Source organism: Rhodanobacter sp. FDAARGOS 1247 (genome assembly GCF_016889805.1).
In the GTDB taxonomy this organism is placed as follows: domain Bacteria; phylum Pseudomonadota; class Gammaproteobacteria; order Xanthomonadales; family Rhodanobacteraceae; genus Rhodanobacter.
Genome location: NZ_CP069535.1, coordinates 267,544 through 292,912, shown reverse-complemented (window position 1 = coordinate 292,912; position 25,369 = coordinate 267,544). Strand labels below are relative to the sequence as shown.

22 protein-coding genes are annotated in these 25,369 nt (G+C 67.6%); 12 read left to right on the top strand and 10 right to left on the bottom strand.

The window, feature by feature from the left end; translation table 11 throughout:
• Window positions 1-34: 34 nt before the first annotated feature.
• The 5 genes from I6J77_RS01265 to I6J77_RS01245 form a co-directional block, all read right to left on the bottom strand.
• Complete coding sequence (locus I6J77_RS01265; protein WP_204110257.1) at window positions 35-1,408, bottom strand: AMP-binding protein; 1,374 nt, start codon at window positions 1,406-1,408, stop codon at window positions 35-37.
• A 133-nt stretch (window positions 1,409-1,541) separates the two neighbouring features.
• Window positions 1,542-2,114 (bottom strand): L-threonylcarbamoyladenylate synthase, encoded by a 573-nt coding sequence (locus I6J77_RS01260; RefSeq protein ID WP_204110256.1) that lies wholly within the window; start codon window positions 2,112-2,114, stop codon window positions 1,542-1,544.
• On the bottom strand, window positions 2,115-4,640 hold the full coding sequence (locus tag I6J77_RS01255; protein ID WP_204110255.1) for a DNA topoisomerase I: 2,526 nt from the start codon (window positions 4,638-4,640) through the stop codon (window positions 2,115-2,117).
• Window positions 4,641-4,761: 121 nt separating this feature from the next.
• A complete protein-coding gene (gene dprA, locus I6J77_RS01250; RefSeq protein WP_204110254.1) occupies window positions 4,762-5,928 on the bottom strand; it encodes a DNA-processing protein DprA in 1,167 nt (388 codons plus the stop codon).
• 80 nt (window positions 5,929-6,008) lie between these two features.
• Window positions 6,009-7,130, bottom strand: coding sequence for a LysM peptidoglycan-binding domain-containing protein (locus tag I6J77_RS01245; RefSeq protein WP_204110253.1), 1,122 nt, complete (start codon window positions 7,128-7,130; stop codon window positions 6,009-6,011).
• A 189-nt stretch (window positions 7,131-7,319) separates the two neighbouring features.
• Between I6J77_RS01245 and def the strand changes: the two genes are divergently transcribed.
• The 6 genes from def (at window position 7,320) to I6J77_RS01215 (ending at window position 14,300) form a co-directional block, all read left to right on the top strand.
• Window positions 7,320-7,829: a peptide deformylase gene (gene def, locus I6J77_RS01240; RefSeq protein ID WP_204110252.1), complete on the top strand. Its 510-nt coding sequence runs from the start codon at window positions 7,320-7,322 to the stop codon at window positions 7,827-7,829.
• A 62-nt stretch (window positions 7,830-7,891) separates the two neighbouring features.
• A complete protein-coding gene (gene fmt, locus I6J77_RS01235) occupies window positions 7,892-8,782 on the top strand; it encodes a methionyl-tRNA formyltransferase (RefSeq protein ID WP_239309133.1) in 891 nt (296 codons plus the stop codon).
• Complete coding sequence (gene rsmB, locus I6J77_RS01230; RefSeq protein WP_204110251.1) at window positions 8,779-10,080, top strand: 16S rRNA (cytosine(967)-C(5))-methyltransferase RsmB; 1,302 nt, start codon at window positions 8,779-8,781, stop codon at window positions 10,078-10,080. The genes fmt and rsmB overlap by 4 nt, the downstream gene beginning before the upstream one ends.
• A 77-nt stretch (window positions 10,081-10,157) precedes the next feature.
• On the top strand, window positions 10,158-11,879 hold the full coding sequence (locus I6J77_RS01225) for a glycosyltransferase family 39 protein (RefSeq protein ID WP_204110250.1): 1,722 nt from the start codon (window positions 10,158-10,160) through the stop codon (window positions 11,877-11,879).
• 259 nt (window positions 11,880-12,138) lie between these two features.
• Complete coding sequence (locus tag I6J77_RS01220; RefSeq protein WP_239309131.1) at window positions 12,139-13,287, top strand: O-antigen ligase; 1,149 nt, start codon at window positions 12,139-12,141, stop codon at window positions 13,285-13,287.
• A gap of 11 nt (window positions 13,288-13,298) precedes the next feature.
• Window positions 13,299-14,300 carry a glycosyltransferase gene (locus I6J77_RS01215; RefSeq protein ID WP_204110249.1) on the top strand — a complete coding sequence of 334 codons (1,002 nt, stop codon included), beginning with the start codon at window positions 13,299-13,301 and terminating at the stop codon, window positions 14,298-14,300.
• 25 nt (window positions 14,301-14,325) lie between these two features.
• On the opposite strand, the gene I6J77_RS01210 is transcribed toward I6J77_RS01215, so the two are convergent.
• From I6J77_RS01210 to I6J77_RS01200, 3 genes are read right to left on the bottom strand one after another with little or no spacing between them, the layout of a single operon-like run.
• Complete coding sequence (locus I6J77_RS01210; protein ID WP_204111357.1) at window positions 14,326-15,150, bottom strand: glycosyltransferase; 825 nt, start codon at window positions 15,148-15,150, stop codon at window positions 14,326-14,328.
• A gap of 11 nt (window positions 15,151-15,161) precedes the next feature.
• Window positions 15,162-16,100, bottom strand: coding sequence for a glycosyltransferase family A protein (locus I6J77_RS01205; RefSeq protein WP_204110248.1), 939 nt, complete (start codon window positions 16,098-16,100; stop codon window positions 15,162-15,164).
• Window positions 16,097-17,047 carry a UDP-glucuronic acid decarboxylase family protein gene (locus tag I6J77_RS01200; RefSeq protein WP_204110247.1) on the bottom strand — a complete coding sequence of 317 codons (951 nt, stop codon included), beginning with the start codon at window positions 17,045-17,047 and terminating at the stop codon, window positions 16,097-16,099. The genes I6J77_RS01205 and I6J77_RS01200 overlap by 4 nt, the downstream gene beginning before the upstream one ends.
• Window positions 17,048-17,227: 180 nt before the next feature.
• On the opposite strand from I6J77_RS01200, the gene I6J77_RS01195 reads away from it, so the two are divergent.
• From I6J77_RS01195 to I6J77_RS01180, 4 genes are all read left to right on the top strand, one after another.
• A complete protein-coding gene (locus tag I6J77_RS01195) occupies window positions 17,228-18,043 on the top strand; it encodes a glycosyltransferase family 2 protein (RefSeq protein ID WP_204110246.1) in 816 nt (271 codons plus the stop codon).
• 130 nt (window positions 18,044-18,173) lie between these two features.
• A complete protein-coding gene (locus tag I6J77_RS01190; RefSeq protein ID WP_204110245.1) occupies window positions 18,174-19,205 on the top strand; it encodes a CDP-glycerol glycerophosphotransferase family protein in 1,032 nt (343 codons plus the stop codon).
• 76 nt (window positions 19,206-19,281) lie between these two features.
• Entirely contained in the window at window positions 19,282-21,024 is a 1,743-nt protein-coding gene (locus I6J77_RS01185; RefSeq protein ID WP_204110244.1) for a glycosyltransferase family 39 protein, read from the top strand.
• Window positions 21,021-21,335, top strand: a complete 315-nt coding sequence (locus tag I6J77_RS01180; RefSeq protein ID WP_204110243.1) for a tetratricopeptide repeat protein — start codon at window positions 21,021-21,023, stop codon at window positions 21,333-21,335. The genes I6J77_RS01185 and I6J77_RS01180 overlap by 4 nt, the downstream gene beginning before the upstream one ends.
• Before the next feature lie 33 nt (window positions 21,336-21,368).
• On the opposite strand, the gene I6J77_RS01175 is transcribed toward I6J77_RS01180, so the two are convergent.
• Entirely contained in the window at window positions 21,369-22,262 is an 894-nt protein-coding gene (locus I6J77_RS01175; RefSeq protein WP_204110242.1) for a lipid A biosynthesis acyltransferase, read from the bottom strand.
• Window positions 22,263-22,347: 85 nt separating this feature from the next.
• Here I6J77_RS01175 and dtd point away from each other — a divergent pair, with 85 nt between their 5' ends.
• Window positions 22,348-22,788 carry a D-aminoacyl-tRNA deacylase gene (dtd, locus tag I6J77_RS01170; RefSeq protein WP_204110241.1) on the top strand — a complete coding sequence of 147 codons (441 nt, stop codon included), beginning with the start codon at window positions 22,348-22,350 and terminating at the stop codon, window positions 22,786-22,788.
• A 169-nt stretch (window positions 22,789-22,957) separates the two neighbouring features.
• Window positions 22,958-24,838, top strand: coding sequence for an RNA polymerase sigma factor RpoD (rpoD, locus tag I6J77_RS01165; RefSeq protein WP_204110240.1), 1,881 nt, complete (start codon window positions 22,958-22,960; stop codon window positions 24,836-24,838).
• Between the two features lie 26 nt (window positions 24,839-24,864).
• Here the strand turns inward: rpoD and I6J77_RS01160 are convergent, their stop codons facing one another.
• Window positions 24,865-25,284, bottom strand: a complete 420-nt coding sequence (locus I6J77_RS01160; RefSeq protein ID WP_204110239.1) for a hypothetical protein — start codon at window positions 25,282-25,284, stop codon at window positions 24,865-24,867.
• Window positions 25,285-25,369 lie beyond the last annotated feature (85 nt).

The following is a 25,369-nucleotide window of genomic DNA, read 5'->3' as shown; positions in this document are numbered from 1 at the left end:
CGGCTGCGGCGGGATCGCCGTGAGGCAGCTGCGCTCAGTCGCGGGCTTGCAGAAGATCCAGCAGGGCGGCTCGCGGAAGTTTGCCGGTCTCGTTGCGCGGCAACGCCTCGACCAGCTTCAGCGGACGCGGCAGGAACAGCGGGTCGATGGCCCGGCGCAGGGCATCGAGGATGACCTGTTCGTCCAGGCCGGGCGCGACCACCAGGGCAGCGATCCGGTGCACGCCGAGCGCGTCGCCGTCGCCATGCTGGAACACCACGCCGTCGCGCACGCCGGGGATCGCCAGCAGGCGGCGGGTGAGATCGGCCAGCGAGGCGCGCTTGCCAGCGATTTCCAGCATGTCCGCATGCCGACCGCAGAGGCGGAAGCGACGACCGCCGCCGGACAGGCTGACGATGTCGGCCAGGGTGACCGGCGCGTCGAGCTGGGGCGCCTCGATCGCGGTGCCATCGGGCTGCGGATGCAGGATCACGTCGTCATACAGCGACCAGTCCTCGTCCACGGTGGGGCGGCGACTGGCGAACACGCAGGTCTCGGTGGAGCCGAACACCTCCAGCAGCGGCGCGTCGAAGCGCTGCTCGGCGGCCCGCGCCAGCTCGATCGGCAAGGGCGCGGTGGCCGACACCATCGCCGCGATCGGCGGCAGGGCAATGCCCGATTCGATCAGCGCACGCAGATGCACCGGCGTGGTCACCAGCACCCGTGGTTCCGGCACCGTAGCCAGCGCCGCCGCGACGTCGCCGGGAAAGAACGGGCGGCCGGTGTGCACGCCCACGTCGCCCAGCAGGGGCAGCAATACGGACATCTCCATCCCGTACATGTGCTGCGGCGGCACCGTGGCGACCACCTCGAAGCGGTCGCCGACGGTGGCATGCAACCGCGCCAGGTTGCCCGCGTTGCTGGCGTGGAAACTGCCCCAGGTCTTCCGGTTCGCCCCGGGCACGCCAGTGGAGCCGGAGGTGTAGCCGATCGCCACCACCTGGTCGGCGGGAATCGTGGGCCAGCCGGCCTCGACCTGCGCGGGCGGCAGCGCGTCGAACGACGGCAGTTGCCGATAGTTCGGCGGCGGCGGATCGAGCCGTTGCTCGCCCAGGGCATGGCAACCCGGATGAGCCCGCATCACCTCGTCCACCGCCTGCGGTGCGCGCGAGGAAGGCAGCAGGTTGGTCTGGCCGCGCAACACCACCGCGCAGAACGCCACCAGGAAGGCGTAACGGTCCTCGCACAGGTTCACCGCGGCCGTCGCGTCGGGCAGGAACGCCGCTACGGCCCGGACGTCGGCCAGGAAATGCGCGGCGCTGATCGCCTGGCCATGCCGCCAGGCCACCACCCGGGCCGGATCGGCGGCCACCAGCAGGGGCAGCAACGGCGAGAGCTCGCGCTGGCGCGGGTCGTGGACGATAACCAAACTGCTGTCTCCCTGATCTTCGATACGTTGCGTCCGCGAGCATCGCGCGGCCATGTGAACAGCGACGTGAACGCGGTCGCGCAGATCCGCGACGGCTCGACCCCGACCTGCCGGCATGCGCTCCCCCGCACGCTCAGCCGCGAATGATAGCGCCCGACAGCACGTCGCGAATCACCGTGGGGCTGACCTGGCCGCCCAGCGGGGCTTCCAGCACGCCGTCCAGCGCATCGCCAAAACAGTCAGCCACCTGCTCGACCGCGCGTGCCGGCGGCTGGCCGTGGGGGTTGGCGCTGGTCGACACCAATGCGCCACCGTAGGCACGGCACAGCGCCGCTGCCGGTTCGTGGGCGGTCACCCGCAGCGCGATGCCGGCGTGGTTGCCGGCCACCCAGTCGGGCACCTCGGCCGAACGGGGAAAGATCCAGGTATAGGGCCCCGGCCAGCTGGCCAGCACTTGCTGCAGCATCGCCTGCGGCACGGACGCCCGGTCGATGTAGCGCTCCACCTGGCCGAAGTCCGCCGCAATCAGCAGCACGCCCTGGGTCGGCGGGCGCTGCTTCAGCGCAAACAATCGCTCGAACGCGACCCGGTCATGCGGATCGCAGCCGAGGCCGAAGACCGCCTCGGTCGGATACGCCAGCACGCCGCCGCCGTGCAGCAGCGCGGCGGCGGCATCCAGGTCGGCGAGGGTGAAACGCTGCAGCACTCAGGCCTCAGCGCTGTCGCTGGCAGTCTTCTTCGCGACCGTCTTTTTCGTGGCGGCTTTCTTCGCCGTGCTCTTCGTCGCGGTCTTCTTGGTCGCGGCTTTCCTGGTCGCGGTCTTCTTCACCGCCGCCTTCTTCACCGTCGCTTTCTTGGCCTCCGTTTTCTTGGCCGGAGCCGCCTTTTTCGCGGCCGCCTTCTTGCTCGCGGTCTTCTTGCCGAAGCGGCCCTTGCGCACCGGCGCCGCGGCCAGCAGTTCGAGGCACTGGGCTTCGGTCAGTTCCTTTGGTTCCTGCTCCTTGGGAATGCGCGCGTTCTTCTCGCCGTCGGTGATGTAGGCGCCGTAGCGACCGTTCAGCACCTGCACGCCATTGCCGAAATCGAGGATCAGCCGGTTCGCCAGCATCTCCAGTTTTTCCTGCACGATCTGCAGCGCGCGGGGCAGCTCGATGGTGTACGGATCGTCTTCGGGCTTCAGCGAGGCATAGGTGCTGCCCTGCTTCACGAACGGCCCGAAGCGGCCGATCGCCACGCTGACCTCGTCGCCGTTTTCCGCCTGGCCCAGTTTGCGCGGCAGCTTGAACAGCTCCAGCGCCTCGGCCAGTTCGATGGTGTGCATGCTCTGGCCGGGACGCAGCGAGGCGAACTGCAATTTCTCCTCGCTGTCCTTGTCGCCGATGGCGGCATACGGCCCGAACCGGCCCAGTCGCACGAACACCGGCTTGCCGGTCTTCGGATCGGTACCCAGTTCGCGCGCGCCGGTGGCCTCGCTGCGGTCGACCGACTCGGCCTTCTCGTCCACCTGCTGCTTGAACGGCTTCCAGAAGCGCTCCATCAGCGGCACCCAGGCTTCCTCGCCCCGACTGACCGCATCGAGCTCGTCCTCGAGCTTGGCGGTGAAGTCGTAGTCGACGTACTGGGTGAAATGCTGGGTGAGGAACTTGCTGACCGCGCGACCCACGTCGCTGGGCTTGAAGCGGCGGCTGTCCAGGTACACGTATTCGCGGTTCTGCAGCACCTGGATGATGCTGGCGTAGGTCGACGGACGGCCGATGCCGTGTTCTTCCAGCGCCTTGACCAGGCTCGCTTCGGAGTAACGCGGCGGCGGTTCGGTGAAGTGCTGGTCGGCGACGATCTCGTGCAGCGGCACGGCCTCGCCTTTCTCCAGCCGGGGCAGGCGACGGCCTTCGTCATCGTCATCGGCGTTCTTCTGGTCGCGGCCTTCCTCGTAGACAGCAAGGAAGCCGGGATCGACCACCGTGGTGCCGGTCGAACGGAACGAGGCATCGCCGCCGGCCACGTCCGGCAGGGCGAACTCCACCGACACGGTGTTCAGCGTGGCGTGGATCATCTGGCAGGCCACGGTGCGCTTCCAGATCAGCTCGTACAGCTTGCGCTGATCGTCGTTGAGGAACGCAGCCACCGACTTCGGCGTGTGCATCGCCGAGGTCGGACGGATCGCTTCATGGGCTTCCTGCGCGTTCTTCGACTTGGTCTTGTAGACCTGCGGGGCATCCGGCAGCGCGTGGCTACCGAAGTCGCGGGCGATCAGCTGGCGCAGTTCGGCCATCGCGTCGTCGCCGAGCATGGTCGAGTCGGTACGCATGTAGGTGATCAGGCCGACGTTGCCCTCGCTGCCCAGCGCCACGCCCTCATACAGGCCCTGCGCCACCTTCATCGTGCGGCTGGTGGTGAAGCCGAGCTTGCGTGCGGCCTCCTGCTGCAGGGTGGAGGTGGTGAATGGAGCGGCCGGGCGACGCTTGCGCTCCTTCGAGCTGACCTCGCTGACGACGAGGCGACCACGGGCGGCCGCCTTCAGCGCCTCGCGGGCCGCATGCGCAGCAGTTTCGCTGGTCAGGTCGAACTGCTCGAACTTCTTGCCGTTGAGGCGCGACAGCCGCGCGCTGAAGTCGCCGTCGACATGCTTCAGCTGGGCCTCGACGGTCCAGTATTCGCGCGCCTTGAACGCTTCGATCTCCTCCTCGCGCTCGACGATCATGCGCAGCGCCGGCGACTGCACGCGGCCGGCGGACAGCCCGCGCTGCACCTTGCGCCACAGCACCGGCGACAGGTTGAAACCGACCAGGTAGTCCAGCGCGCGGCGCGCCTGCTGGGCGTCGACCAGATCGTGCGACAGCTGGCGCGGCGCGGCCACCGCCGCCTTGATCGCCTTCGGCGTGATCTCGGAGAACACCACCCGGTGCAGCTGCTTGCCCTTGGTCAGGCCACGCTCGTCGAGGATCTCGCTGATGTGCCAGCTGATCGCCTCACCTTCGCGATCCAAGTCGGTCGCGAGGTAGATGTCGTCGGCCAGCTTGGCGGCCTTGGCGATCGCGTCGACGTGCTTCTGGTTGCGCTCGATCACCTCGTACGTCATCGCGAAGCCGTGCTCGGTATCGACCGCGCCCTCCTTCGGCTTGAGGTCGCGCACGTGACCGTAGGAGGCGAGGACCTGGAAATCCTTGCCGAGGTATTTGTTGATCGTCTTGGCCTTGGCCGGTGATTCGACGATGAGCAGGTTTTTTGCCATGAAGCGGGATATCCGAGAGTGAACCACCGGCGCTTCCGTGCCGGACATATATATAGTTGAAACCACGCGCCGCCGGCGGCTGTCAAGCCCGCCGCGCGGGGCCGAGCCACGCCGGCGAGGCTCAGTCGTCGGGTAGGCGCTGGTAGCGATTGCCGGCCAGGCTCTCGACGCGCCGCTCCAGCTCCAGCATCAGCAGCATCGACGAAAGCGCGCCGGCAGACTGCCCGGTACGCTGCACAAGTTCGTCCAATGTCGCCGGCGCGTGACCAAGTTCAGTCAAAAGCCGCCGATAATCCGGATCGCCGCAAGGACCGGAACGATCGATTCCCGGGGTTCCGACGGCTCGCGGATCAGCATCATCCGACCCCGCCGAGTCCAGCCGGGCAGCCAGCTGGCCGCCAAGCATGCGCGCTGCAGGCGCCAATGTCTCGACAATTTCCGTCGCCGTCTCGACCAGCCGGGCGCCGTCGCGGATCAACTGGTGGCATCCGCGGGCCAGCGGATCATGGATGGAACCGGGCAGCGCAAATACCTCGCGGCCCTGCTCGGCCGCCAGGCGGGCGGTGATCAGCGAACCGGACTTCAGCCCCGCCTCGATCACCAGGGTGCCCAGCGCCAGCGCGGAGATGATCCGGTTGCGACGGGGGAAATGATCGGGGCGCGCCGCCGTGCCGGGCGGAAACTCGCTGACGATCGCGCCCTGGGCCGCGATCCGCCGGGCCAGCGCATGGTGCTTGCGGGGATAGACGCGATCGGGCCCGGTGCCGATCACCGCTACCGTCCTGGCGCCGGCATCGAGGGCCGCGGCATGGGCGGCGCCGTCGACACCGTCGGCCATGCCGCTGGTGATCGCGAAGCCGGCGTCGGCCAGCGCGGTGGCGAACGCCCGGGCATGGGCCAGTCCCTTGGCACTGGCGCTGCGGGCTCCCACGATCGCCACCTGCGGATACAGCAGCAGATCGCTGTCGCCCACCACAAACAGCGCGGCCGGCGGCTGCGGGATGTCTTCCAGCAGCGGCGGAAAGTCCGCGTCCGTGCAGCGCAACAGGCGATGGGCCGGCTCGGCCAGCCAGGCCGTGTCCGCATCCAGCAGCGCGGCATCGGGCCGGGCCAGCCAGGCCTGCGCGGGCTCACCCAGGGCAGCGGCGTGGCGCTGCAACTGCGCCAGCGCGGCATGCATGTCTCCGCCGGCCGCATCCAGCCGAACCCGCAGCCCGCCCGGCCCCAGCCCCGGCGTGCGCAGGGCAGTCAGCCACGCGCGTTGTTCCTGCAGATCGTCCCTGGTCATGCGTCGAGTTTACGGAGCACCCGGCAAAGAAAACGGCGCGGTGGAAACCGCGCCGTCGTGTAGGAAGATGCCGCTGCGGCTTATTGCGGCGCGGTCAACCGGCTGCCGATGCCCACCGGACGCAGGCCGTCCATCACCAGGCCGTAGCTGACCCGGTCGAAGGTGCGGAACACCATCACGTGACCGACGTACTCGTCGGGCAGCTTGACCGTCTCGCCGAGGCCGCGGTTCATGCTGTTGCTGGCCACGTCGTCGTGGATCGTCTCGCCCGGCTGGAAGATCGTGAACGTGCTGCCGTTGTCGATCCCGTCGCGGGCCCCCACCGACAGCATGATGACCTGGCGGGGACCGGCGGCAGCCATCGCGTCGGCAAAGCCGATCACCTTGGCATCGGCGGGCACCGACTTGGGCGCATGCGGGTAGTAGTAGGCGTCGTACGGCTTGTCGTCGATCGGCATGATGCGATCGCCGCTGCGCACTTCCTGGGTCGCATTGAGCAGCAGCAGGGTGGCCGGATCGCCGGTGCGCAGCGTCTCGGCGGTGCCGATCACGCTGACCTCGACACCGAGGTCGTCGCCCTTGCCGTAATGGCCGTCGTTGCGCGAATCCTCGCTCCACGGCGCCTTGACCATCGCCGCGTTGCTGTCCATGTCGTGGGCGACCAGGTCGGCGCTGGAGGCGTCATCCTGGTTGAAGCCGCGGAACACGTGGGTCGGTCGCACGATGGCCCAGCGCTGGCCCGGCTCGCCCTGCAGGCCACGCACGTACAGGTTCTGGCCGACGGCGCCACGCAGACGGGACTCTTCGAGGCCCACCACGTAAGGCGCGGAACTCACCGCGTTCGAGTCCATCACCCGCATTTCCTTGAGGAACATTTTCAGTTCGGACAGGGGAATGGCGGGGATCGCGTCGCCTTCGCGATGGACGCTGGGCTGCAGGCCCACGCGGGGGCCATTGATGAAGGACAGGTTGAGCACGTCGCCGGGATAGATCAGGTGGGGGTTGCGCACCTGGGGGTTGGCCTGCCAGATCTCCGGCCACAGCCACGGCTTGGCGAGGAACTTGGCGGAGATTGCCCACAAGGTGTCGCCGCGGCGAACGGTGTAGCTGTCGGGGTGGTCGGCGCGAAGTTGCGCTCCCGCGGCATAGACCGCCACGGTGACCAGCATGCCCGTCAGCAACACGATAATTTTCTTGATCATTGGTGGGAATCCCCCTTCCCCAGATGCTCGGTCGAGTGTAACCGAATGGTTAACCCGCGCAACAGGTGCGAGTTGGCAAAAATCGTCTGCACTCGGATGCTTGCCGACGTACAATGAGACACATTCTAGATGGCTCCGAGGGTGGCTTTTTACCAAATCGCCCGCATTTTCGGCGCCGAGGTAAAAATCATGTCCGTATTGTCCATTCTTGAATTCCCCGACCCGCGCCTGCGCACCCGCGCCGAGCCGGTGACCGTGTTCGACGCGAAGCTGAGGCAGTTCGTCGCCGACATGCTGGAAACCATGTACGCCGCCAACGGCGTCGGCCTCGCTGCCACCCAGGTCAACGTGCACCAGCGCGTGCTGGTGGCCGACATGAGCGACGAGCGCAACCAGCCGCTGGTACTGATCAACGCCCGCATCCTCGAGAAGGACGGCTCGCAGGTCTATCAGGAAGGTTGCCTGTCCTTCCCCGGCCTGTACGCCGACGTGACCCGCGCACTGGCGGTCAAGGTGCAGGCCCAGGACGTGGACGGCAAGGACATCGTCATCGAGGCCGAAGGCCCGCTGGCCGTGTGCATCCAGCACGAGCTGGATCACCTGGAAGGCAAGGTGTTCGTCGACTACCTGTCACCGCTGAAACGCAGCCTGCTGCTGAAGCGGCTGGAGAAGCACCGCAAGCAGGCGGTCGGTGCTTGAGCGCCGCCGAGCCTGACCGCCGGGGTCTGCGCATCGTTTTCGCGGGTACGCCCGACTTTTCCGTGCCCTGCCTTGAAGCCTGTCGCGACAGCGGCGCCGAGGTGGTGGCCGTCTATACGCAACCCGACCGTCCCGCCGGACGGGGTCGCAAGCTGACCCCCAGCCCGGTCAAGCAGGCCGCACTGGCCGCCGGCATCACGGTCGAACAACCCGAGTCGCTGAAGTCCGCCGAGGTGCAGCAGGCGCTGGCGGCCTGGCGGCCCGACCTGCTGGTGGTGGTCGCCTACGGCCTGATCCTGCCGCGCAAGGTGCTGGCCATCCCGCGGCTCGGCTGCTGGAACGTGCATGCCAGCCTGTTGCCGCGCTGGCGCGGCGCGGCGCCGATCCAGCGCGCGATCCTGGCCGGCGATGCCGAGAGCGGCGTCGACCTGATGCAGATGGAAGCTGGCCTGGACACCGGACCGGTGATGTTGCAGCGACGCACGCCGATCGGTCGCGACGACACCGGCGGCTCGCTGCATGACCGCCTTTCGCGGCTCGGCGCCGACGCACTGGCCGAAGGCCTGCGCCGCACCCTGGCTGGCGAAACCCTGCTGGCCACGCCGCAAGCCGAAGCGGGCGTGACCTACGCACACAAGCTGGACAAGGCCGAGGCGAAGCTCGACTTCAGCCGGCCCGCGATCGCCCTGGAGCAACAGGTGCGCGCGTTCGATCCATGGCCGGTGGCGGAAGGCGAGATCGCCGGCGAGACCCTGCGGGTGTGGGCAGCGCAGGCGATCGCCCAGGATCATCAGGCGCTACCCGGCGAGGTGCTGGGCGCGGGGCGGCACGGCATCGACCTGGCCTGCGGCACCGGCGTGTTGCGCATCACCGCCGTGCAACGCGCCGGCGGCAAGCGCATCGGGGCGGTCGATTATCTGAATGCCCGGCCCGAACTGCGGCGCCCGTCATGAAGGTCGACACCCGCGCACTGGCCGCCAGGGGACTGGCTGAAATCGCCCTGCGTGGCGCCTCGCTGCGCGAGGTCATGCAACGCGACGCGCCGAAGCTCGCCGATCCGCGCGATCGCGCCCTGCTGATGGCCCTGCTCAGCGAAGGCGCGCGCTGGTGGCTGCGTTTCGACGCCGCCGTCGACGGCCTGCTGGAAAAATCGCTGCGGCACAAGGATCCGGCCGTGCATGCGCTGCTGGTGCTCGGCCTGGTCCAGCTGGAAATCCTGGAACTGCAGGACTACGCCGCGGTGGCCGCCACGGTCGAAGCCGTGCGGGCGCTGAAGCGGCCGCAACTGGCCGGCCTGGTCAACGCCGTGCTGCGCCGCTGGCAGCGCGAACGCAGCAGCCTGCTGGCGAGGCTTGATGCGAAGGCGCAGACCCGCCACGCCCATCCGCAATGGCTGGCCGACGCATTGCAGCGCGACTGGCCCGCACAGGCCGAAGCCGTGATGGCCGCGGACAACGGCGAACCGCCGTTGATGCTGCGGGTCAACCGCCAGGGCAGCGAACGCGACGCCCTGATCGAACAGTTGCGCGCGGCCGGCTACGAAGCGGCAGCGCATCCCTGGCTGGCCGACGCACTGGTGCTGCCGCACAGCGGCGACGTCACCCGCATGCCCGGCTTCGAGGACGGCCATTTCGCCGTGCAGGACGGTGCCGCCCAAGTCGCCGCCGACCTCGCCGACCTGCGCGACGGCCTGCGCGTGCTCGATGCCTGCGCCGCGCCCGGCGGCAAGGCCTGCCATCTGCTCGAACGCGCCGACATCGACCTGACCGCGCTGGAATTCGACGCCCCGCGGGCCGAGCGCATCCGCCAGAACCTGATGCGGCTGCGCCTCAATGCGAAGGTGGTGATCGGCGACGCGGGTGCACCCAGGGGCTGGTGGAAAGGCCAGCCGTTCGACCGCATCCTGATCGACGCGCCCTGTTCGGCCACCGGCGTGCTGCGTCGTCGCCCCGACGTGCGCCTGCACCGGCGCGAAAGCGACATCGCCGCGATGCACGCGCAGCAACGCCGCATCCTGTCCGCGCTGTGGCCACTGCTGGCGCCGGGCGGGCGGCTGGTCTACATCACCTGCTCGGTGTTGCGCGCCGAGAACGAGGCGATCGTGGGCGAGTTGCTGGCGGCCCAGGCTGACGCCAGGGTCGTGCCCTTCAGCCTGCCCGCCGGACAGCCAGCGGCGACCGGCTGGCAGATCCTGCCCGGCGACGGCGACCTCGACGGCATGTATTACGCGGTGCTGCAGAAACAGCCCTGAGGTCGCGGTTCACGCCGCCCCGATATCGGCGCGCTATGCTTGCCGCGCCCTCGCACTGCTGACGGATCCCCGACGTCATGAAGTCCCCCGTGCCCTTGTCGCGCGCGCGCCCGCTGTGGCTGCGCGATGCGCGCATCGAAATCCTGCTGTTCGGCGTATTCGCCCTGCTGCTGCTCGGCCTCGGGCTGGGCCTGCGTGATCCGTGGCCGTCCGACGAGCCGCGTTTCGCCCTGGTCGCCCGCTGGATGGTCGAGCATGGACAGTGGCTGTTCCCGCACCGGGGCCACGAGCTGTATCCGGACAAGCCGCCGGTGTTCATGTGGCTGCAGGCACTCGCCTACTTTCTCACCCGCAGCTGGCGCGTGGCCTTCCTGCTGCCGTCGCTGGTGGCGGCGCTGGGTGCACTGGCGCTGGTCTACGACCTGGCCCGACGACTGTGGAACCATCGCAGCGCCCTGCTGGCCACGGCCACGCTGCTGGTCACCATCCACTTCACCTACCAGATGCGCAACGCGCAGATCGACCCGTTGCTGCTGGGCTGGATGACGCTGGCCAACTACGGCCTGCTGCGCCACCTGTTGCTGGGGCCGTCCTGGCGCTGGTTCGCCGCGGGCTGCTTCTTCGCCGGCGTGGGCGTGGCGACCAAGGGCGTCGGCGTACTGGCCTTGCTGATGCTGGTTCCCTACCTGATCGCCCGGCGCGGCCACTGGCGCTCACTGGCGCTGCCCGCGGGCGGCTGGCGCTGGGTTGGCGGACTGGCGCTGTTCTTCGTGCCGATCCTGGGGTGGCTGCTGCCGATGCTGCTGGTGGCCCGTGCGGATGGCGATCCGCAACACGCCGAGTACGTGCGGAACATCCTGTTCGGGCAGACCGTGCATCGTTACGCCACGCCCACCGGACACATCCATTCGCCGTTCTATTTCCTGGGCATCATCGCGCTCGACTGGCTGCCCCTGTCGCTGCTGCTGCCATGGGCGCTGCCGGCCTGGTGGCGGCGACTGAAGCGTCGCGATGCACGCTTGCTGTTGCCGCTGGGCTGGATCGTCCTGATCGTGCTGTTCTTCTCGTTCAGCCCGGGCAAGCGCGACGTCTATATCCTGCCGGCCCTGCCGATGATGGCGCTGGCACTGGCACCACTGTTGCCCGGCCTGCTGCGGCGACGCGGCGTGCGCATCGCGGTGTTCGCACTGAACCTGATGTTGGCCGCGGTGCTCGCGGCGGCGGCCGCGCTGGCGATCCATCACCATCCGGCCTGGGCGGTGAAGATCGAGCAAAGCCTCGACCCACGGATCTGGTGGCTGCTGCTGACGATCGGCTTGGCCGGCCTGGTCATCGTGGCGTTCACCCGGGTACGCCACGCGCCGCTGGGCTGGCTGCTGTTTGCCGGCGTCCTGTGGGGGATCTACGGCCTGTGGGGTTATCCGATGCTCAACGGCGATCGCTCTGCCCGCGACGTGATGCTGCAGGCACGCTCCATCGCCGGTCCGCAGGCCGAGATCGGCCTGCTCGCCTGGAAGGAACAGAACCTGCTGATGGCCCAGGGCCCGGTGGCCGAGTTCGGCTTCCTGAAGCCCTGGCCGCAGCAGTACGCCGATGCCGTGGCCTGGCTGCAGCAGGATGCGTCGCGGCGCTGGATTTTCAGCCTCGACCAGGCGATGGGCGACTGCGTGGATCGCCAGCGCGCCATCCATGTCGGTCACGCCAACCGCCGCGAATGGTGGATGTTCCAGGCTGACGCGGTGAAACCCGGCTGCGCGCCGACAGGCATCGCCGAGCCGGAAGCCGATGAATGGCTGTGATCACGCCGCGAACGCGACCCGGGACGCAATCCGTCCTCTACCATGCATACTGCGAATGAACCCGAGCGTTACACCAGCGCGTCCAGACGGCTTGCCGGCGACAAGCACCGGTTAGCATGGACGAACGGGGGGAGTTCCAGGTTCGAAAGGTTGGCCCGTGCACGAAGAACAAGCTTCATGGAAGATCCGGACGGCGTCGTTGCTGCTCGCAGTCTTGCCACTGTGTTTTGCAGTATCCGGACGCCTGAAAGCCGTGCCAATGGGGCTGCTGTTTGTCGCCGGTTTGATCCTGCTGGCTTCCCGCGCGGAAACCCGGAAGACCTTCCTGCGGGTATGGCCGGTGGTCGCCGTGTGCCTGCTGCGCCTGCTTTACGACATCGGCAACTTCCTGGGTCACGGGCTCGACGGCAAGACCCTCGACCTGCCGGCGCAGACGCTGTTGTTCCTGGTGGTTGCCGCCGTCTTCACCCTGCCGTTGCAACAGCGCGTGATCGCGATCGGCTTCAGCCTGACCACGCTGCTGCTGGGCGCGGCCAGCATGGTTCAACGTTACGGCATGGGTGCCGACCGTCCCTACGGCCTGAACGGTGGCGACTGGGCGTCGGTCGAGTTCGCGATGTACCTGCTGGTCATGGCGCTGTTGTCGATGCTGCAGGCAATACGGCCGGACACGCGTCGCGCTGACCGCTGGCTGCACGGCGCGGCGGTGGTGGTGGGTCTTTATGGCGCGGTGCTTACCCAGAGCCGTGGGCCGCTGCTGTCGTTCGCGCCGGTGTTCCTCGGCCTGATGTCGTGGCATGCGATCCGCACGAGGCAATGGAAGCGCGTGCTCATTCCGCTGGCCGCCACCCTGGTCGGCATGCTGGCGGTGACCGCCACCCTGCACCGGGAAATGATCGACCGGCTGGCTGATGTGCCCGCCCAGATCAGCGAGTACGGCGACAGCGCCGCCGGCAGCACCGGCGCCATCGGCGAGCGCCTGGAGATGTGGCGCACCGCATGGCAGGCATTCACCGAGCATCCGCTGGCCGGTATCGGGCTGGACCAGTTCGGCGTGTATGCGCGCGCGCAGGTGGCTGCCGGCAAGGCCAGCGCCACGATCGCCGGGTACGTGCACCCGCACAGCGAATATCTCGAATCGATGGTCGCCGGGGGTGTGCCGGCGCTGCTGGTGCTGTTGCTGTTGCTGATCGTGCCGGCGGTCTTCTTCGCCCGCCATCTGAACCATCCGCAGGAGCCGGTGGCCTGTGCAGCGGTCGCCGGCTTGATGGTGATCGGCCTCTACAGTCTCTGTGCGTTCACCGACAATGTGTTTTATCGGGCGATGCCGCAATCACTTTTCCTGTTCCTCGTGCTGGGGCTGACGGTCGGCATCGGTCGACAGCTGCGCCATCCCGCCCTTCCCTGAAGTCGATCCACATGGCCCGAATCAACCTGCTTGCCTGGGACAACCAGCGCGGACTCACCCACGATATCCGACTGTTGTGCCGCACGCTGACCGGACTGGGCCACGAGGTTCAGGTGACCCGGCTCGGTCCGCGCCGGCACGACGGTCGCCAGCAGGCCTTCATGCTGCGTGCGCGGATGTGGTGGCAACGCCTGCGCCACGCCGACTGGCACCGGACGCCGTACGACATCAACATCGCCCTGGAGCACGTCCGGCCGGACTGGTGCGCGCTGGCCCGGCTGAATCTGCTGGTGCCCAATCCGGAATGGCTGTCACCCCGCAGCCAGCAATACCTGCCGCGCTACGACGCGATCCTGTGCAAGACGCGCTACGGCGTCGACCTGTTCAAGTCACTCGGTTGCCGCGCGCTGCACATCGGCTTCGACAGCACCGACTGCCTTGATGCCGCCGTTCCGCGCAAGGCCAGCTTCCTGCACCTGGCCGGCACCAGCCGGATGAAGGGCACGGAGCGCCTGCTGGCCTTGTGGCGGCGCCATCCGGAATGGCCGAAGCTGCTGGTGCTGCAGTCACCGCGAACAGCCGTGCAGGCGGCCGGGCCGACGCCAGCCAACATCGAGCACCGGCTGGGCCACGTGCGCGACGTGGGCGAGATACGCCAGCTGCAGAATGCCCACCTGTTCCACCTGTGCCTGTCGGAAACCGAAGGCTGGGGCCATTACATCGCCGAGGCGATGAGCTGCGGCGCCGTGGTGATCACCTCCGATGCCGCCCCGATGAACGAGCTGGTGCAAGCGGACCGCGGCGTGCTGGTGAAAGCCATCGGGAAAGGCTCGTTCAACCTCGCATCCATCCATCAATTCGACGAATCGGCGCTGGAAGAGGCGATCGAACGCCTCACCAGCATGCCGTTCTCCGAACTGGCCAGCCTGGGCCGGCAGGCGCGGGAATGGTTCGAGACGAACGAGGCGACATTCGCGCAGCGGGTGGAAGCCGCGCTGGCCCAGCTGGCCTGAAGGCCGTCTTGGTCCCGGCGTGCCGTCAGCCGGGGCGCAGATCCGCCGGTGGCTGGGCGAATTCGGCCAGATGGCCATCCACACCCTGCTCGCAGCGAACCAGCCCGCGTGCCCGGGTGTCGTCGACGATGAGGTCGTTCGGATTGCCCACCACATGCTTGCGGGTGGGATGGTAGAGGTGGGTCGCCAGCGCGCTGAAGCGCAGCTCGCGCCGCAGCAGCCCGGCGTGGAAGGCGCGTATCGCCAGTTCGGTGTCTTCGCGCCCCCAGCCGGTCATCGCCTCGTTGAAGCCGTTCAGGCGCAGCAGGTCGTCGCGCCAGAACGCCATGTTGCAACTCTTGATGCCGCGCTGCTTGGTGCCCGGCCGGGCATACCACTGCGCCAGCGCCGGCAGCCGCAGCGTGTGTCGCCGGCGCTCGATGCCCCGGCTGAGGAACCCTGGCGTCGGCGCGGACTCTTCCAGCATCCGCCGGGTCAGCCCGGCATCGGTCAGCACCCGCGACCCCTGCACGAAGCAGCCGCGGCGGGCGAACGCGTGGTGGTCGGCGACGAAGTGCCGCTCGGCCACCATGTCGCCATCGAGCAGGATCACGTAGTCGCCCCGGGCGGCGGCGATCGCCCGGTTGCGCGCGCGGCTCATGCGCGCACCGTCGTCGGGCTGCCACAGGTGGACCAGCCGCACCGGATAGCCGGGCGCGACGTTTTCGAGCAACTCGCGGGTGGCCGGTTGCGAGCCGTCGTCGGTGACGATCACTTCGTACGGCAGCTCGCTCTGCGCCGCCAGCGCCTGCAGCACCAGCGCCAGCGCGCTCGGCCAGTTGTAGGTGATCACGGCGACACTGATGCGCACGGCAGCTTCGCTCATTCGTCGTCGGTCAGGCGATGATCGCCGCGGATGCCGCGCCACCAGACCGGGCCGAGGATGGCCAGCGCGCGATTCAGATTGCCCAGCCAGCTGCCGCGACGCATGCGCACCAGCCTGGCGTAGCGTCTGGCCTCACGCCAGGATGGCTCGGGCTTGGTGCGGAACTCGTGTTTGGCGTTGTCGACGGAACGCGTGTCCAGGCCGATGTTCCTGGCATAGATCTCGATCAGGCAACGCGAGCGGAAGCGGTTGAGATAGAGGCTGGTCGCCGTCTGTTTTCCCCACCAGCCATTGTTGCCGTGGATGCGGTAATGCACGGCGCCGGTGCGCAGGTAATACTTGCGCGCGCCCAGCACGCTGGCGCCGAACACCAGGCAGTTGTCGGCGGACAGCCGCCACGTATGGCTCAATTCCTCCGGCAGTTCCAGCGTGCGCCGCGCCCACAGCGCGCGCATCGACAGCGCCGAAGTCGGCGCACCGTACCAGTGCATCAGCATGTAGGTGCTGATGGCGGTATAGCCCAGGTCACGCGAGTGCTCCGAATAGCCCATCCAGCGATTTTCGTCGCCGAACAGCTGCATGTCGGAAAACACGAAATCGACATCGCGGCGGCCGTCGTACAGCTCGCCCAGGCGCGACAGATAGTCCGCTTCCCAGCGGTCGTCCGCATCGAGAAAGCAGATCACGTCGGCCGTGGCGCGTGCCACGCCGCGCTGGAAGGCCACCAGCTGGCCGCCATTCTCGCCACAGACCAGGGTGACCCGCGGATCGTTGCCGTAACGTTCGCGCAGGAGCTCCGCCGAACCGTCGCCGGAGCCGTCATCGACCACGATGACCTGCGCCGCCGCGCGGGTCTGCGCCAGCGCACTGTCGACCGCCGTACCGACGAAATCCCGATAGTTGTAGCTGGTGATGACGACCGCGAAGCTGGTCATGCCGCCGCACCCTCCTCGCGCAGCCGACGGAAATAGGCAATGGTTTCCTTGAGGCCGTCTTCGAGCGTCACGCTCGGCTGCCAGCCGAGCCGGTCGCGCGCCACGGAGATGTCCGGCTGGCGCTGGCGCGGATCATCCGACGGCAACGGCTTGTTCACCAGTTTCGAGCGTCCGCCGACCAGGGCGATCACCTTCTCGGCCAGTTCGAGCATGGTGTACTCGACCGGGTTGCCGATGTTCACCGGGCCGGTGAAGCCGCGCTCGGAATCCATCATCCGCACGATCACCTCGATCAGGTCGTCGACGTAGCAGAAGCTGCGCGTCTGGCTGCCGTCGCCGTAAATGGTGATGTCTTCCCCGCGCAGCGCCTGCATGATGAAGTTGCTCACCACCCGCCCATCGTTCGGGTGCATGCGCGGGCCGTAGGTGTTGAAGATGCGCACCACCTTGATGTCCAGCTCGTGCTGGCGGTGGTAGTCGAAGAACAGCGTTTCGGCGCAGCGCTTGCCTTCGTCGTAGCAGCTGCGGATGCCGATCGGGTTGACCTTGCCCCAGTAACCTTCCACCTGCGGATGCACTTCCGGGTCGCCGTAGACCTCGCTGGTGGAAGCCTGCAGGATGCGCGCCTTCACCCGCTTGGCCAGGCCCAGCATGTTGATCGCGCCATGCACGCTGGTCTTGGTGGTCTGCACCGGATCGTGCTGATAGTGCACCGGCGAGGCCGGGCAGGCCAGGTTGAAGATGCGCTCCACTTCCACATAGAGGGGGAAGGTCACGTCATGCCGCATCAGTTCGAAATACGGGTGCGTGAGCAGGTGCGCCACGTTGCGCTTGCTGCCGGTGAAGAAGTTGTCCACGCATAGCACGTCATGGCCGTCGCGGAGCAGTCGATCACACAGGTGCGAGCCAAGGAAGCCGGCGCCACCAGTGACAAGGATTCGTTTCATGGAAAGCCGTTAATTAGCGATGGCGGGGGGCGTGCCGACGCACGCATGGTTGATCGACGCCAGTGAATTTTGTCATGGATGGCGCCGTGAAGTTGCGACTTGGCTGGCCGAATGGGCGAATTGCCCGCTGCCACGTCGCCTCCACCCGGGTGAATCGGGGCATGGGCTAGAATCCCGCCCATGCCGACCCTCCCGCTGACCCTCGCCGTCATCACCCACAACGAGGCCGGAAGCATCGCCCGCTGCCTGGACAGCGTGCCGTTCGCGGCCGAAAAACTGGTGGTGGACTCGGGCAGCGACGACGACACCGTGGCGATTGCCCGGGCGCATGGCGCCCGCGTGATCCAGCAGGACTGGCTCGGCTTCGGTGCCCAGCGCAATTTCGCCAGCAGCCAATGCAGCCATGACTGGATCCTGGTGCTGGATGCCGACGAATGGCTCAGCCCGGAACTCGCGGCGGAGCTGCAGCAGCGCCTGCCCGGGCTGATGGCCGGCGACGCCCCGGCGGCGTACCTGCGCCGCCGCACGATCTACATGGGCCGGCCGATGCGCTGGTACCGGCCGAACGTGGGCGAGAAACTGGCGCGGCTATACCATCGCGGCCGTGCGCGCTGGAGTGATGCGCGGGTGCACGAATCGCTGCGCTTCGACGGTGTCGCGCCCACGCTGCACGCCGCCTTCGACCACGCCAACAACCCCAGCCTGCCGCACAAGCAGCTGAAGGTGCTGCGCTACGCCGAGCTGAAATGCCGCGACTGGCTGGATCGGCGCAAGCCGGTGCGGATGTGGCAGGCGCCGTTCGTCTACCTGCTGGCCTTCCTCAAGGACTACCTGTTCCGGCTGGCCTTCCTGGATGGCTGGCGGGGCTTCCTGATCGCCCAGACCGCGGCCAGCTACGCGCTGTACAAGCGCATGCGCTACTACGAGATGGTCAACCATCCGGAGTCGGTCGCGGATGCGACCGACTTATTGAACAAACATCACATAGATCGCTGAACACAGATTTGCGGCCATGCACGAGGTAGCGAACCCGCACGGCACCTTTGCCTCCTCTCCCTCCGGGAGAGGATTGAGGTGAGGGTACGGGGCCTGCCATAACCTCCATCCATCCCACCCCGACTCGCCCATGACTCCCAAGAAGCACTACCTCCTGTACGGCTCCGAGCGTTACGCGCTGGCGATCCTGCGCCCGTTGCAGGAAGCCATCCGCGCCCGCGGTGACGAGACCGCCTGGTTCTTCGACGGCCCCGGCGCGGAGGACCTGGTCGAAGGCGAGCGCCTGCTGAGCGTGACCGAGGTGCGCGCCTGGCATCCGATCGCGGTGATCACCTCGTCCAACGCGGTGCCGCACTTCTTTCCCGGCGTGAAGGTGGAGACCTTCCACGGTTTCGACGCCGGCAAGCCCCGGCACATCTACGTGCGCGGCTTCTTCGACCTGTACTGCACCACCGGCCCCCGCGACACCGCCCAGTTCCAGGCGATCGCCGACAAGGTCGGCCACTTCAGCGTGATCGAGACCGGTTTCCCCAAGATCGATCCGTTCATGAAGCAGATCGACGGCCCGCTGCCGCCGGTGCGCCAGCCCCCGGTGATCCTCTACCACTCCACCTTCTCGCCCTCGTGGAGCGCGGCCGAGACGCTGTACGAGGAAGTGCGGCGGCTGTCGCGCGATGGCCGCTGGCGCTGGATCGTCACCTTCCACCCGAAGATGAACCCGGAGACCACGGCGAAGTTCAAGGCGCTGCAGAACGAGTACCTCACGTTCGCCGAGAACGACAACATCCTGGAGCTGTTCCCGCAGGTCGACATGATGTGCTCGGACACCTCCTCCGCACTCAACGAATTCCTGCTCACCGGCAAGCCGGTGGTGACGTTCAGGAACCGCCGCCCCGGCCCGCAGCTGATCGACATCGACGACCCGGCGCAGTTCGAGAGCGCGATCGAGCGGGCGCTGGCGCGGCCGCCGGAGCTGATGCAGGCGATCCGCGACTACGCCGACGCGATCCATCCCTACCGCGACGGCCATTCCAGCGAACGGGTGCTCGACGCGATCGACACCTTCATCGCCCGCGGCGCGAAGAATCGCCGGCGCAAGCCGCTGAACCTGTGGCGCAAGCTGAAGATCCGCCGGCGCATCGGTTATTGGGGCCCGGCCTGACCGATGCGTGCGCCTGCGCCACTTGCCGCCGCGCCGCGCAGGCTAGAATCATCCCCTGCCCGCCAAGAGCCTGCCCGTGTCACTGAGCCCGTATAGCCGTTCCGAACATCTTCGCGCCGTCTGGCCGTGGCTGCCGCTGTGGGCCGTGGTGGCGCTGGCGGCGATCTTCTCGCACGGGCCGATGCCGCTGTATTCCACCCGCACCCTGGCGGTGGCGTGGGAAATGTGGAACCAGGGTCACTGGCTGGTGCCGCACATCAACGGCCAGCCCTATAGCGAGAAGGCGCCGCTGCTGTTCTGGCTGATCCAGGGCGGCTGGTTCGTGTTCGGCGTCAGCGACGTGTGGCCGCGGATCCTCGAGGTGCTGGTCGGCGGCGCCCAGCTGGTGCTGGTCTCGCTGCTGGCACGCCGACTCTTCCCGCACCGGCCGTGGATGGCCAGGGCGACGCCGTGGATGCTGCTGGCCTTCGGCTACGCCTTCCTGTTCGGCCTGCAGATCATGTACGACGTGCTGCTGGCGACATGGACGCTGGCGGCGCTGCTGTGCCTGACCCCGAAGTCGCAACGCGCCGAGCCGCGCTGGCTGCTGTTCGGCCTGTGCCTGGGCTTCGGCCTGCTGACCAAGGGCCCGGTGATGCTGCTCCACGTGGTGTTCCCGTGGCTGCTCGGCCCGCTGTGGAACGACTGGGCCAGCGAGCATCGCGCGCGCTGGTACGGTCGCGGCCTGCTGTCCTTCCTGCTTGGCGGCGCCATGCTGCTGGCCTGGGCGCTGCCGGCCGGATTCTCCGGCGGCGAGGCGTACCGGCAGCGGCTGTTCTTCACCCAGACCGCCGGTCGCGTGGTCGACAAGCTGGCCCAGGGCAAGGACCTGCAGAATCACGCCGAACCGTTCTGGTTCTACCTGCTGTGGCTGCCGGTGATGCTGTTCCCGTTCAGCGGCTGGCCGCGCATGTGGGTGGCCGTGGCCAGCCTGCGTCGGCCGCTGGAGTCGGGCCTGCGCTTCGCGCTGTGCTGGCTGCTGCCGGGCTTCGTGGTGTTCTCGCTGATCAGCGGCAAGCAGGTCTACTACCCGCTGCCGGAACTGGGTGGCATGGCCTTGCTGATGGCCGGTGCGATCGCCGTGCTGCGCGAGCGCCGCCCGGTCGTGGCGGCCAGCGGCTGGCTGGGCACCTGGCCACTGGCGCTGGGCAGCATCGTGTTCGCCCTGCTCCTGTTCGCGTTGCCGCTGCTGGTCGCCGGCAACCACCTGCATGGCGAATGGCCGGATGCCGCGGCGCCCTACAGCCGCTACTTCAGCGTGGTGTTCCTGCTGCTGGGCGCCCTGGTGTTGCTGCGCGGCCGTGGCGAACTGCGTCGCCTGGCGGTGGCCGGGCTGATCGGCGTGCTGGCCCTCAACACCTTGTTCACCCTGACCCTGTGGAACCGTTTCGACCTGCGGCCGATCTCGCAGATGCTGGGCGCCGCCGAGCAGGCCGGGCGGCCGATCGCCTTCCTCGGCAACTACGAGGGCCAGTTCCATTTCGAAGGACGACTGACCCGGCCGATCCAGGAACTACTCGGCAATCAAGCGGTGCAGGACCAGGCGATCCAGGAGTTCTCCCGCGCCCACCCGGATGGCGTGGTGGTGCGCCGCGTGGACCAGCCGGATGCCACGGCACTGCGCTATGCCCTGCTGGTGCAGCCGTTCCGCTCGTCGTGGCTGGAAGTCTGGCCAGCCGTTGCACTCGCCGACCTGCGCGCGGGGCAAACGCCGCCCGAGCCGGCGCAGCCCACCCGCGTCTACCCGTCGGACGACCGCCGCTACTCGCCACGGCCATGAGCGCCGAACAGATCGCCAACCTGCGCCGGCAATGCGGCGGTCCCCGTGACGGCGCGCTGCTGCGCTTCTCGCTGGGCAGCGCCCTGCTCGCCGAAGGCGACCACGCGGCGGCGATCGGGGAGCTGCGGCGCGCCACGGATTTCGACCCGGGCTACTCGGCCGCGTGGAAGCTGCTGGGCAAGGCCTGCCTGGCCGACGGCGACAACGAAGCGGCGGCCGCGGCGTGGCGCAGCGGCATCGCCGCGGCCATCGCGCGCGGCGACAAGCAGGCCGAAAAGGAGATAACCGTGTTCCTGCGCCGGCTCGGCTGAGCGCCGGAGAACTCCGGCGCGTGTGGCGGCGTCCTAGTCGTTTTTCCCGTCATAGGGATTGACCAGCCCCACCGCGGAATAGCGCCGGTATTGCCATTGGTACTGCGCGAACGCCAGCTCCACGCAATCCTGCACGCCCTGGTTGAGCGCGCGGCAGGCGATCGCCGGATCCGCATCGGTGAGGTCCGCGGGCGCCGGCAGCAGGTGGATGCGGAAACCCGCCCCGTGCGGCAACCGTTCGGCAAACGCGTAGAGCACGCTGGCGCCGGTGCGGGCGGCCAGCCGCGGCAGCAGCACCATGGTCAGCGCATCGCGACCGAAGAACGGCGCGAACTCGCCCTCGCCGGCGCGCGGCTTCTGGTCCGGCAGGATGCCGACCGTGCCCCCCGCCGCCAGTCGCTTGTACAAGGTGCGCACGCCGGCGCCATCGGCCCGCACCTGCTCCGGCGCCAGCGCCCCGCGCACCTTGCGCAGCAGCCCCTCGATCGCGGCGAAGCGCGGCGGCCGGTACAGGATCGCCATCGGCGTCTTGCGGCACAGCCAGTAATTCAGCAGTTCCCAGCAACCCAGGTGCGGCGCGGCGATGATCACGCCCTTGCCCGCCGCCAGCGTGGCATCCAGCAGTGCCTCGCCGCGCACCTCGCGCACCAGCGCCAGCGCACGCTCGGCACCGGCGCCCCAGACCTTGACGATCTCGCTGCCCGACTTGCCGTTCTCCGTCATGACCTGACGCAGCAGGCGCGATTGTGCCGCCGCGTCCAGCTGCGGTCGCGCGATGCGCAGATTGACCGCGGTGTTGCGCACCGTGCGGCCGCCGAGCCGCAGCCGCAGGCGGCCGAAGCCGGCGCCGACGCCATGCAGCGCGCGCAGTGGCAGCAACGCGAGCAGGCGCAGCAGGAGATAGACGAGAAACATGTCGATACGCATCCGCGCAGTGTAAGCGACGCTCCGCCGATCTTTCACCGCGACGGTCGGCACCGTAAGCTGGGCACTCCCCCGCCACCGCACCGCCATGATTGCCCTGATCCAGCGAGTCCTTTCGGCCAGCGTCAGTGTGGACGACGAAACGGTCGGCGCCATCGGCCCCGGCCTGCTGGCGCTGGTGGCGGTGCAGCCGGACGACGGCGAGGCGCAATCCCGGCGCATGCTGGAACGCCTGCTCGGCTACCGCGTGTTCGCCGACGACAACGGCAAGATGAACCGCTCGCTCAGCGACACCGGCGGCGGCCTGCTGCTGGTCAGCCAGTTCACCCTGGCCGCCGACACCCGCTCGGGCATGCGCCCCAGCTTCACCCGCGCCGCGCCACCCGAGCATGGGCGGCGCTGGTTCGAGCACCTGCTGGCCGCGGCGCGGGCGGCGCACCCGGGGGTGGAAACCGGCCGCTTCGGTGCCCATATGGTGGTGCAGCTGGTGAACGATGGCCCGGTGACTTTCTGGCTCGACACCGGCTGAACGGATCGACGCGTGCGAGGCCCGGCCCGATGCCAGCCGATGCACGGCAATTCCGTGATTTGGCGCGATTTTTGCGTGCCTGATCGCAACCCTTTCCTACTTGAAAACTGGTCAAAAAAGCAGCACATCGCTATAATGTCCGGTTCTTGAACCTTGCGGCGGTCGGTGAATGAATAGCAAAGCTCCCCACGAGCAACAGTCTGAAATCAAGGCGCTCATCTCCAAGGGCCTGGAGCAGGGCTACCTGACCTACGCCGAGATCAACGACCACCTGCCCGACGACATCGTCGATCCGGAGCAGATCGAAGACATCATGGCGGTGCTCAAGGGCGTCGGCATCGAAGTGCACGACGCCGCACCGGACACCGACACCATCTCCGATGGCGCCGCCCCCGGTGGCGGCTCCGGCGACGACGACTCGGCCGCCGAAGAAGCGGTGGCCCTGCTCTCCGCCGTGGACGCCGAAGTGGGCCGCACCACCGACCCGGTGCGCATGTACATGCGCGAGATGGGCACGGTCGAGCTGCTGACCCGCGAAGGCGAGATCGCCATCGCCAAGCGCATCGAGGAAGGCCTCGGCCAGGTGCAGACCGCGCTGGCCAGCTTCCCGCTGACCATCGAGCTGCTGCTGGAGGAATACGACCAGCACCTGGACGGCAAGCGCCGACTCAGCGAAATCCTGGCCGGCTTCCTGGATCTGGAAGAAGCCGCCGACCTCGCCCGCAAGGAAAAGGAAGCCGCCGCCCTGCTCGCGCCCGAAGTCGAGGAAGGCGAGGAAGGCGACGAGGACGAGGACGAGTCCGCCGAGGACGAGGAAGAAGCCGGCCCCAGCGGTCCCGACCCGGAAGAGGTCAAGCGCCGCATGGAGCTGCTGCGCGACTACTACGGCAAGTTCCAGAAGGCCGCCCCGAAAGCCGCCAGCATCACCGACAAGAAGATCGTCAAGCTGCGCGACCAGATGGCCGAGGAATTCCTCAAGCTCAAGCTGCCGTCCGCGCTGATCGACGGCTTCGTGCGCAAGCTGCGCGAAGTGGTGGGCGACATCCGCCATCACGAGCGCGTGCTGCTGGACATCTTCGTCAAGCAGGTGAAGATGCCCAAGGCCGAATTCATCAAGACCTTCCCCAGCAACGAGGGCAACCTCGAGTGGGCGGCCGAACTGGGCCGCAAGCGCCAGAAGTGGTCGCCGAACATCAAGACCCATCGCGAAGCGATCGACGCCGAGCAGGAGAAGCTCGCCGCGATCGAGCGCAAGCTGTTCCTGCCGCTGATCGACATCAAGGACATCAACCGCGCCATGGCCAGTGGCGAGGCGAAGGCCCGTCGCGCCAAGAAGGAAATGGTCGAGGCGAACCTGCGCCTGGTGATCTCGATCGCCAAGAAGTACACCAACCGCGGCCTGCAGTTCCTCGACCTGATCCAGGAAGGCAACATCGGCCTGATGAAGGCGGTCGACAAGTTCGAGTACCGCCGCGGCTACAAGTTCTCGACCTACGCCACCTGGTGGATCCGCCAGGCGATCACCCGTTCGATCGCCGACCAGGCCCGCACCATCCGCATCCCGGTGCACATGATCGAGACGATCAACAAGTTGAACCGCATCTCCCGCCAGATGCTCCAGCAGTTCGGCCGCGAGGCCACGCCGGAAGAACTGGCCAAGGAAATGGAGATGCCCGAGGACAAGATCCGCAAGGTGCTGAAGATCGCCAAGGAACCGATCTCGATGGAAACCCCGATCGGCGACGACGAGGATTCCCACCTGGGCGACTTCATCGAGGACGGCAACGCCAGCTCGCCGATCGACTCGGCGACGGAAACCGGCCTGATGGAAACCGTGCGCGACGTGCTCGCCGGCCTCACGCCGCGGGAAGCGAAGGTGCTGCGCATGCGCTTCGGCATCGACATGAACACCGACCACACGCTGGAAGAAGTCGGCAAGCAGTTCGACGTCACCCGCGAGCGCATCCGCCAGATCGAAGCGAAGGCGTTGCGCAAGCTGCGTCATCCCAGCCGCTCCGAACAGCTGCGCTCGTTCCTCGACGTCGAGTAACAGCTGCTCGCCCGCGATGCTTCTTTTCAACGGCCGCGCATGCGGCCGTTGTCTTTTCTGGAACCACGGTTTGTCGTGGCCATTTCGGGGTGATGCTCTTCCGCATGGCAATTGGCGCACAACAAGATGCATTTGGTCAGCTCTCGCTCGACTTCAGCCATGCTCCGATTCGAGAGCGCGCGCAGGTCGAGGTTGAACGATTTGCGTGCGTGTTTGCCATGGTGCCAGGTCAACGCTGCAAGATTCGCGCGATAGCCACACCGCACGCAGCATCCGCCCGCTGACTCAACCAGTTGCCGTTTGCGTAACAGGCCGCGTGACTGCTGGCTGGAGTAGCTTTGGTGTCGATGATTGGTATCCCGGTTCTTGCAGACCCGGGAACAGAATCGGCGCTGCCTGCCTGTCAGGATGGCACCGCACACCATACAGGCAAGTTCGGATTTCATTTTATTAGCATAATCCAAAGCGCGCGCAAGGCGTGGCTTTGTCTGCGGGCGTTGCTACCATAGGCATACGGGCCTATAGCTCAAT

What these genes read in the sequence shown, in the direction of transcription:
- I6J77_RS01255 (WP_204110255.1), bottom strand. Translation starts at nt 4,640, where the DNA reads ATGGCAAAAAACCTGCTCATCGTCGAATCACCGGCCAAGGCCAAGACG.
- dprA (WP_204110254.1), bottom strand. Translation starts at nt 5,928, where the DNA reads ATGACCAGGGACGATCTGCAGGAACAACGCGCGTGGCTGACTGCCCTG.
- I6J77_RS01245 (WP_204110253.1), bottom strand. Translation starts at nt 7,130, where the DNA reads ATGATCAAGAAAATTATCGTGTTGCTGACGGGCATGCTGGTCACCGTG.
- def (WP_204110252.1), top strand. Translation starts at nt 7,320, where the DNA reads ATGTCCGTATTGTCCATTCTTGAATTCCCCGACCCGCGCCTGCGCACC.
- rsmB (WP_204110251.1), top strand. Translation starts at nt 8,779, where the DNA reads ATGAAGGTCGACACCCGCGCACTGGCCGCCAGGGGACTGGCTGAAATC.
- I6J77_RS01225 (WP_204110250.1), top strand. Translation starts at nt 10,158, where the DNA reads ATGAAGTCCCCCGTGCCCTTGTCGCGCGCGCGCCCGCTGTGGCTGCGC.
- I6J77_RS01220 (WP_239309131.1), top strand. Translation starts at nt 12,139, where the DNA reads ATGGGGCTGCTGTTTGTCGCCGGTTTGATCCTGCTGGCTTCCCGCGCG.
- I6J77_RS01215 (WP_204110249.1), top strand. Translation starts at nt 13,299, where the DNA reads ATGGCCCGAATCAACCTGCTTGCCTGGGACAACCAGCGCGGACTCACC.
- I6J77_RS01205 (WP_204110248.1), bottom strand. Translation starts at nt 16,100, where the DNA reads ATGACCAGCTTCGCGGTCGTCATCACCAGCTACAACTATCGGGATTTC.
- I6J77_RS01200 (WP_204110247.1), bottom strand. Translation starts at nt 17,047, where the DNA reads ATGAAACGAATCCTTGTCACTGGTGGCGCCGGCTTCCTTGGCTCGCAC.
- I6J77_RS01195 (WP_204110246.1), top strand. Translation starts at nt 17,228, where the DNA reads ATGCCGACCCTCCCGCTGACCCTCGCCGTCATCACCCACAACGAGGCC.
- I6J77_RS01190 (WP_204110245.1), top strand. Translation starts at nt 18,174, where the DNA reads ATGACTCCCAAGAAGCACTACCTCCTGTACGGCTCCGAGCGTTACGCG.
- I6J77_RS01180 (WP_204110243.1), top strand. Translation starts at nt 21,021, where the DNA reads ATGAGCGCCGAACAGATCGCCAACCTGCGCCGGCAATGCGGCGGTCCC.
- I6J77_RS01175 (WP_204110242.1), bottom strand. Translation starts at nt 22,262, where the DNA reads ATGCGTATCGACATGTTTCTCGTCTATCTCCTGCTGCGCCTGCTCGCG.
- dtd (WP_204110241.1), top strand. Translation starts at nt 22,348, where the DNA reads ATGATTGCCCTGATCCAGCGAGTCCTTTCGGCCAGCGTCAGTGTGGAC.
- rpoD (WP_204110240.1), top strand. Translation starts at nt 22,958, where the DNA reads ATGAATAGCAAAGCTCCCCACGAGCAACAGTCTGAAATCAAGGCGCTC.
- I6J77_RS01160 (WP_204110239.1), bottom strand. Translation starts at nt 25,284, where the DNA reads ATGAAATCCGAACTTGCCTGTATGGTGTGCGGTGCCATCCTGACAGGC.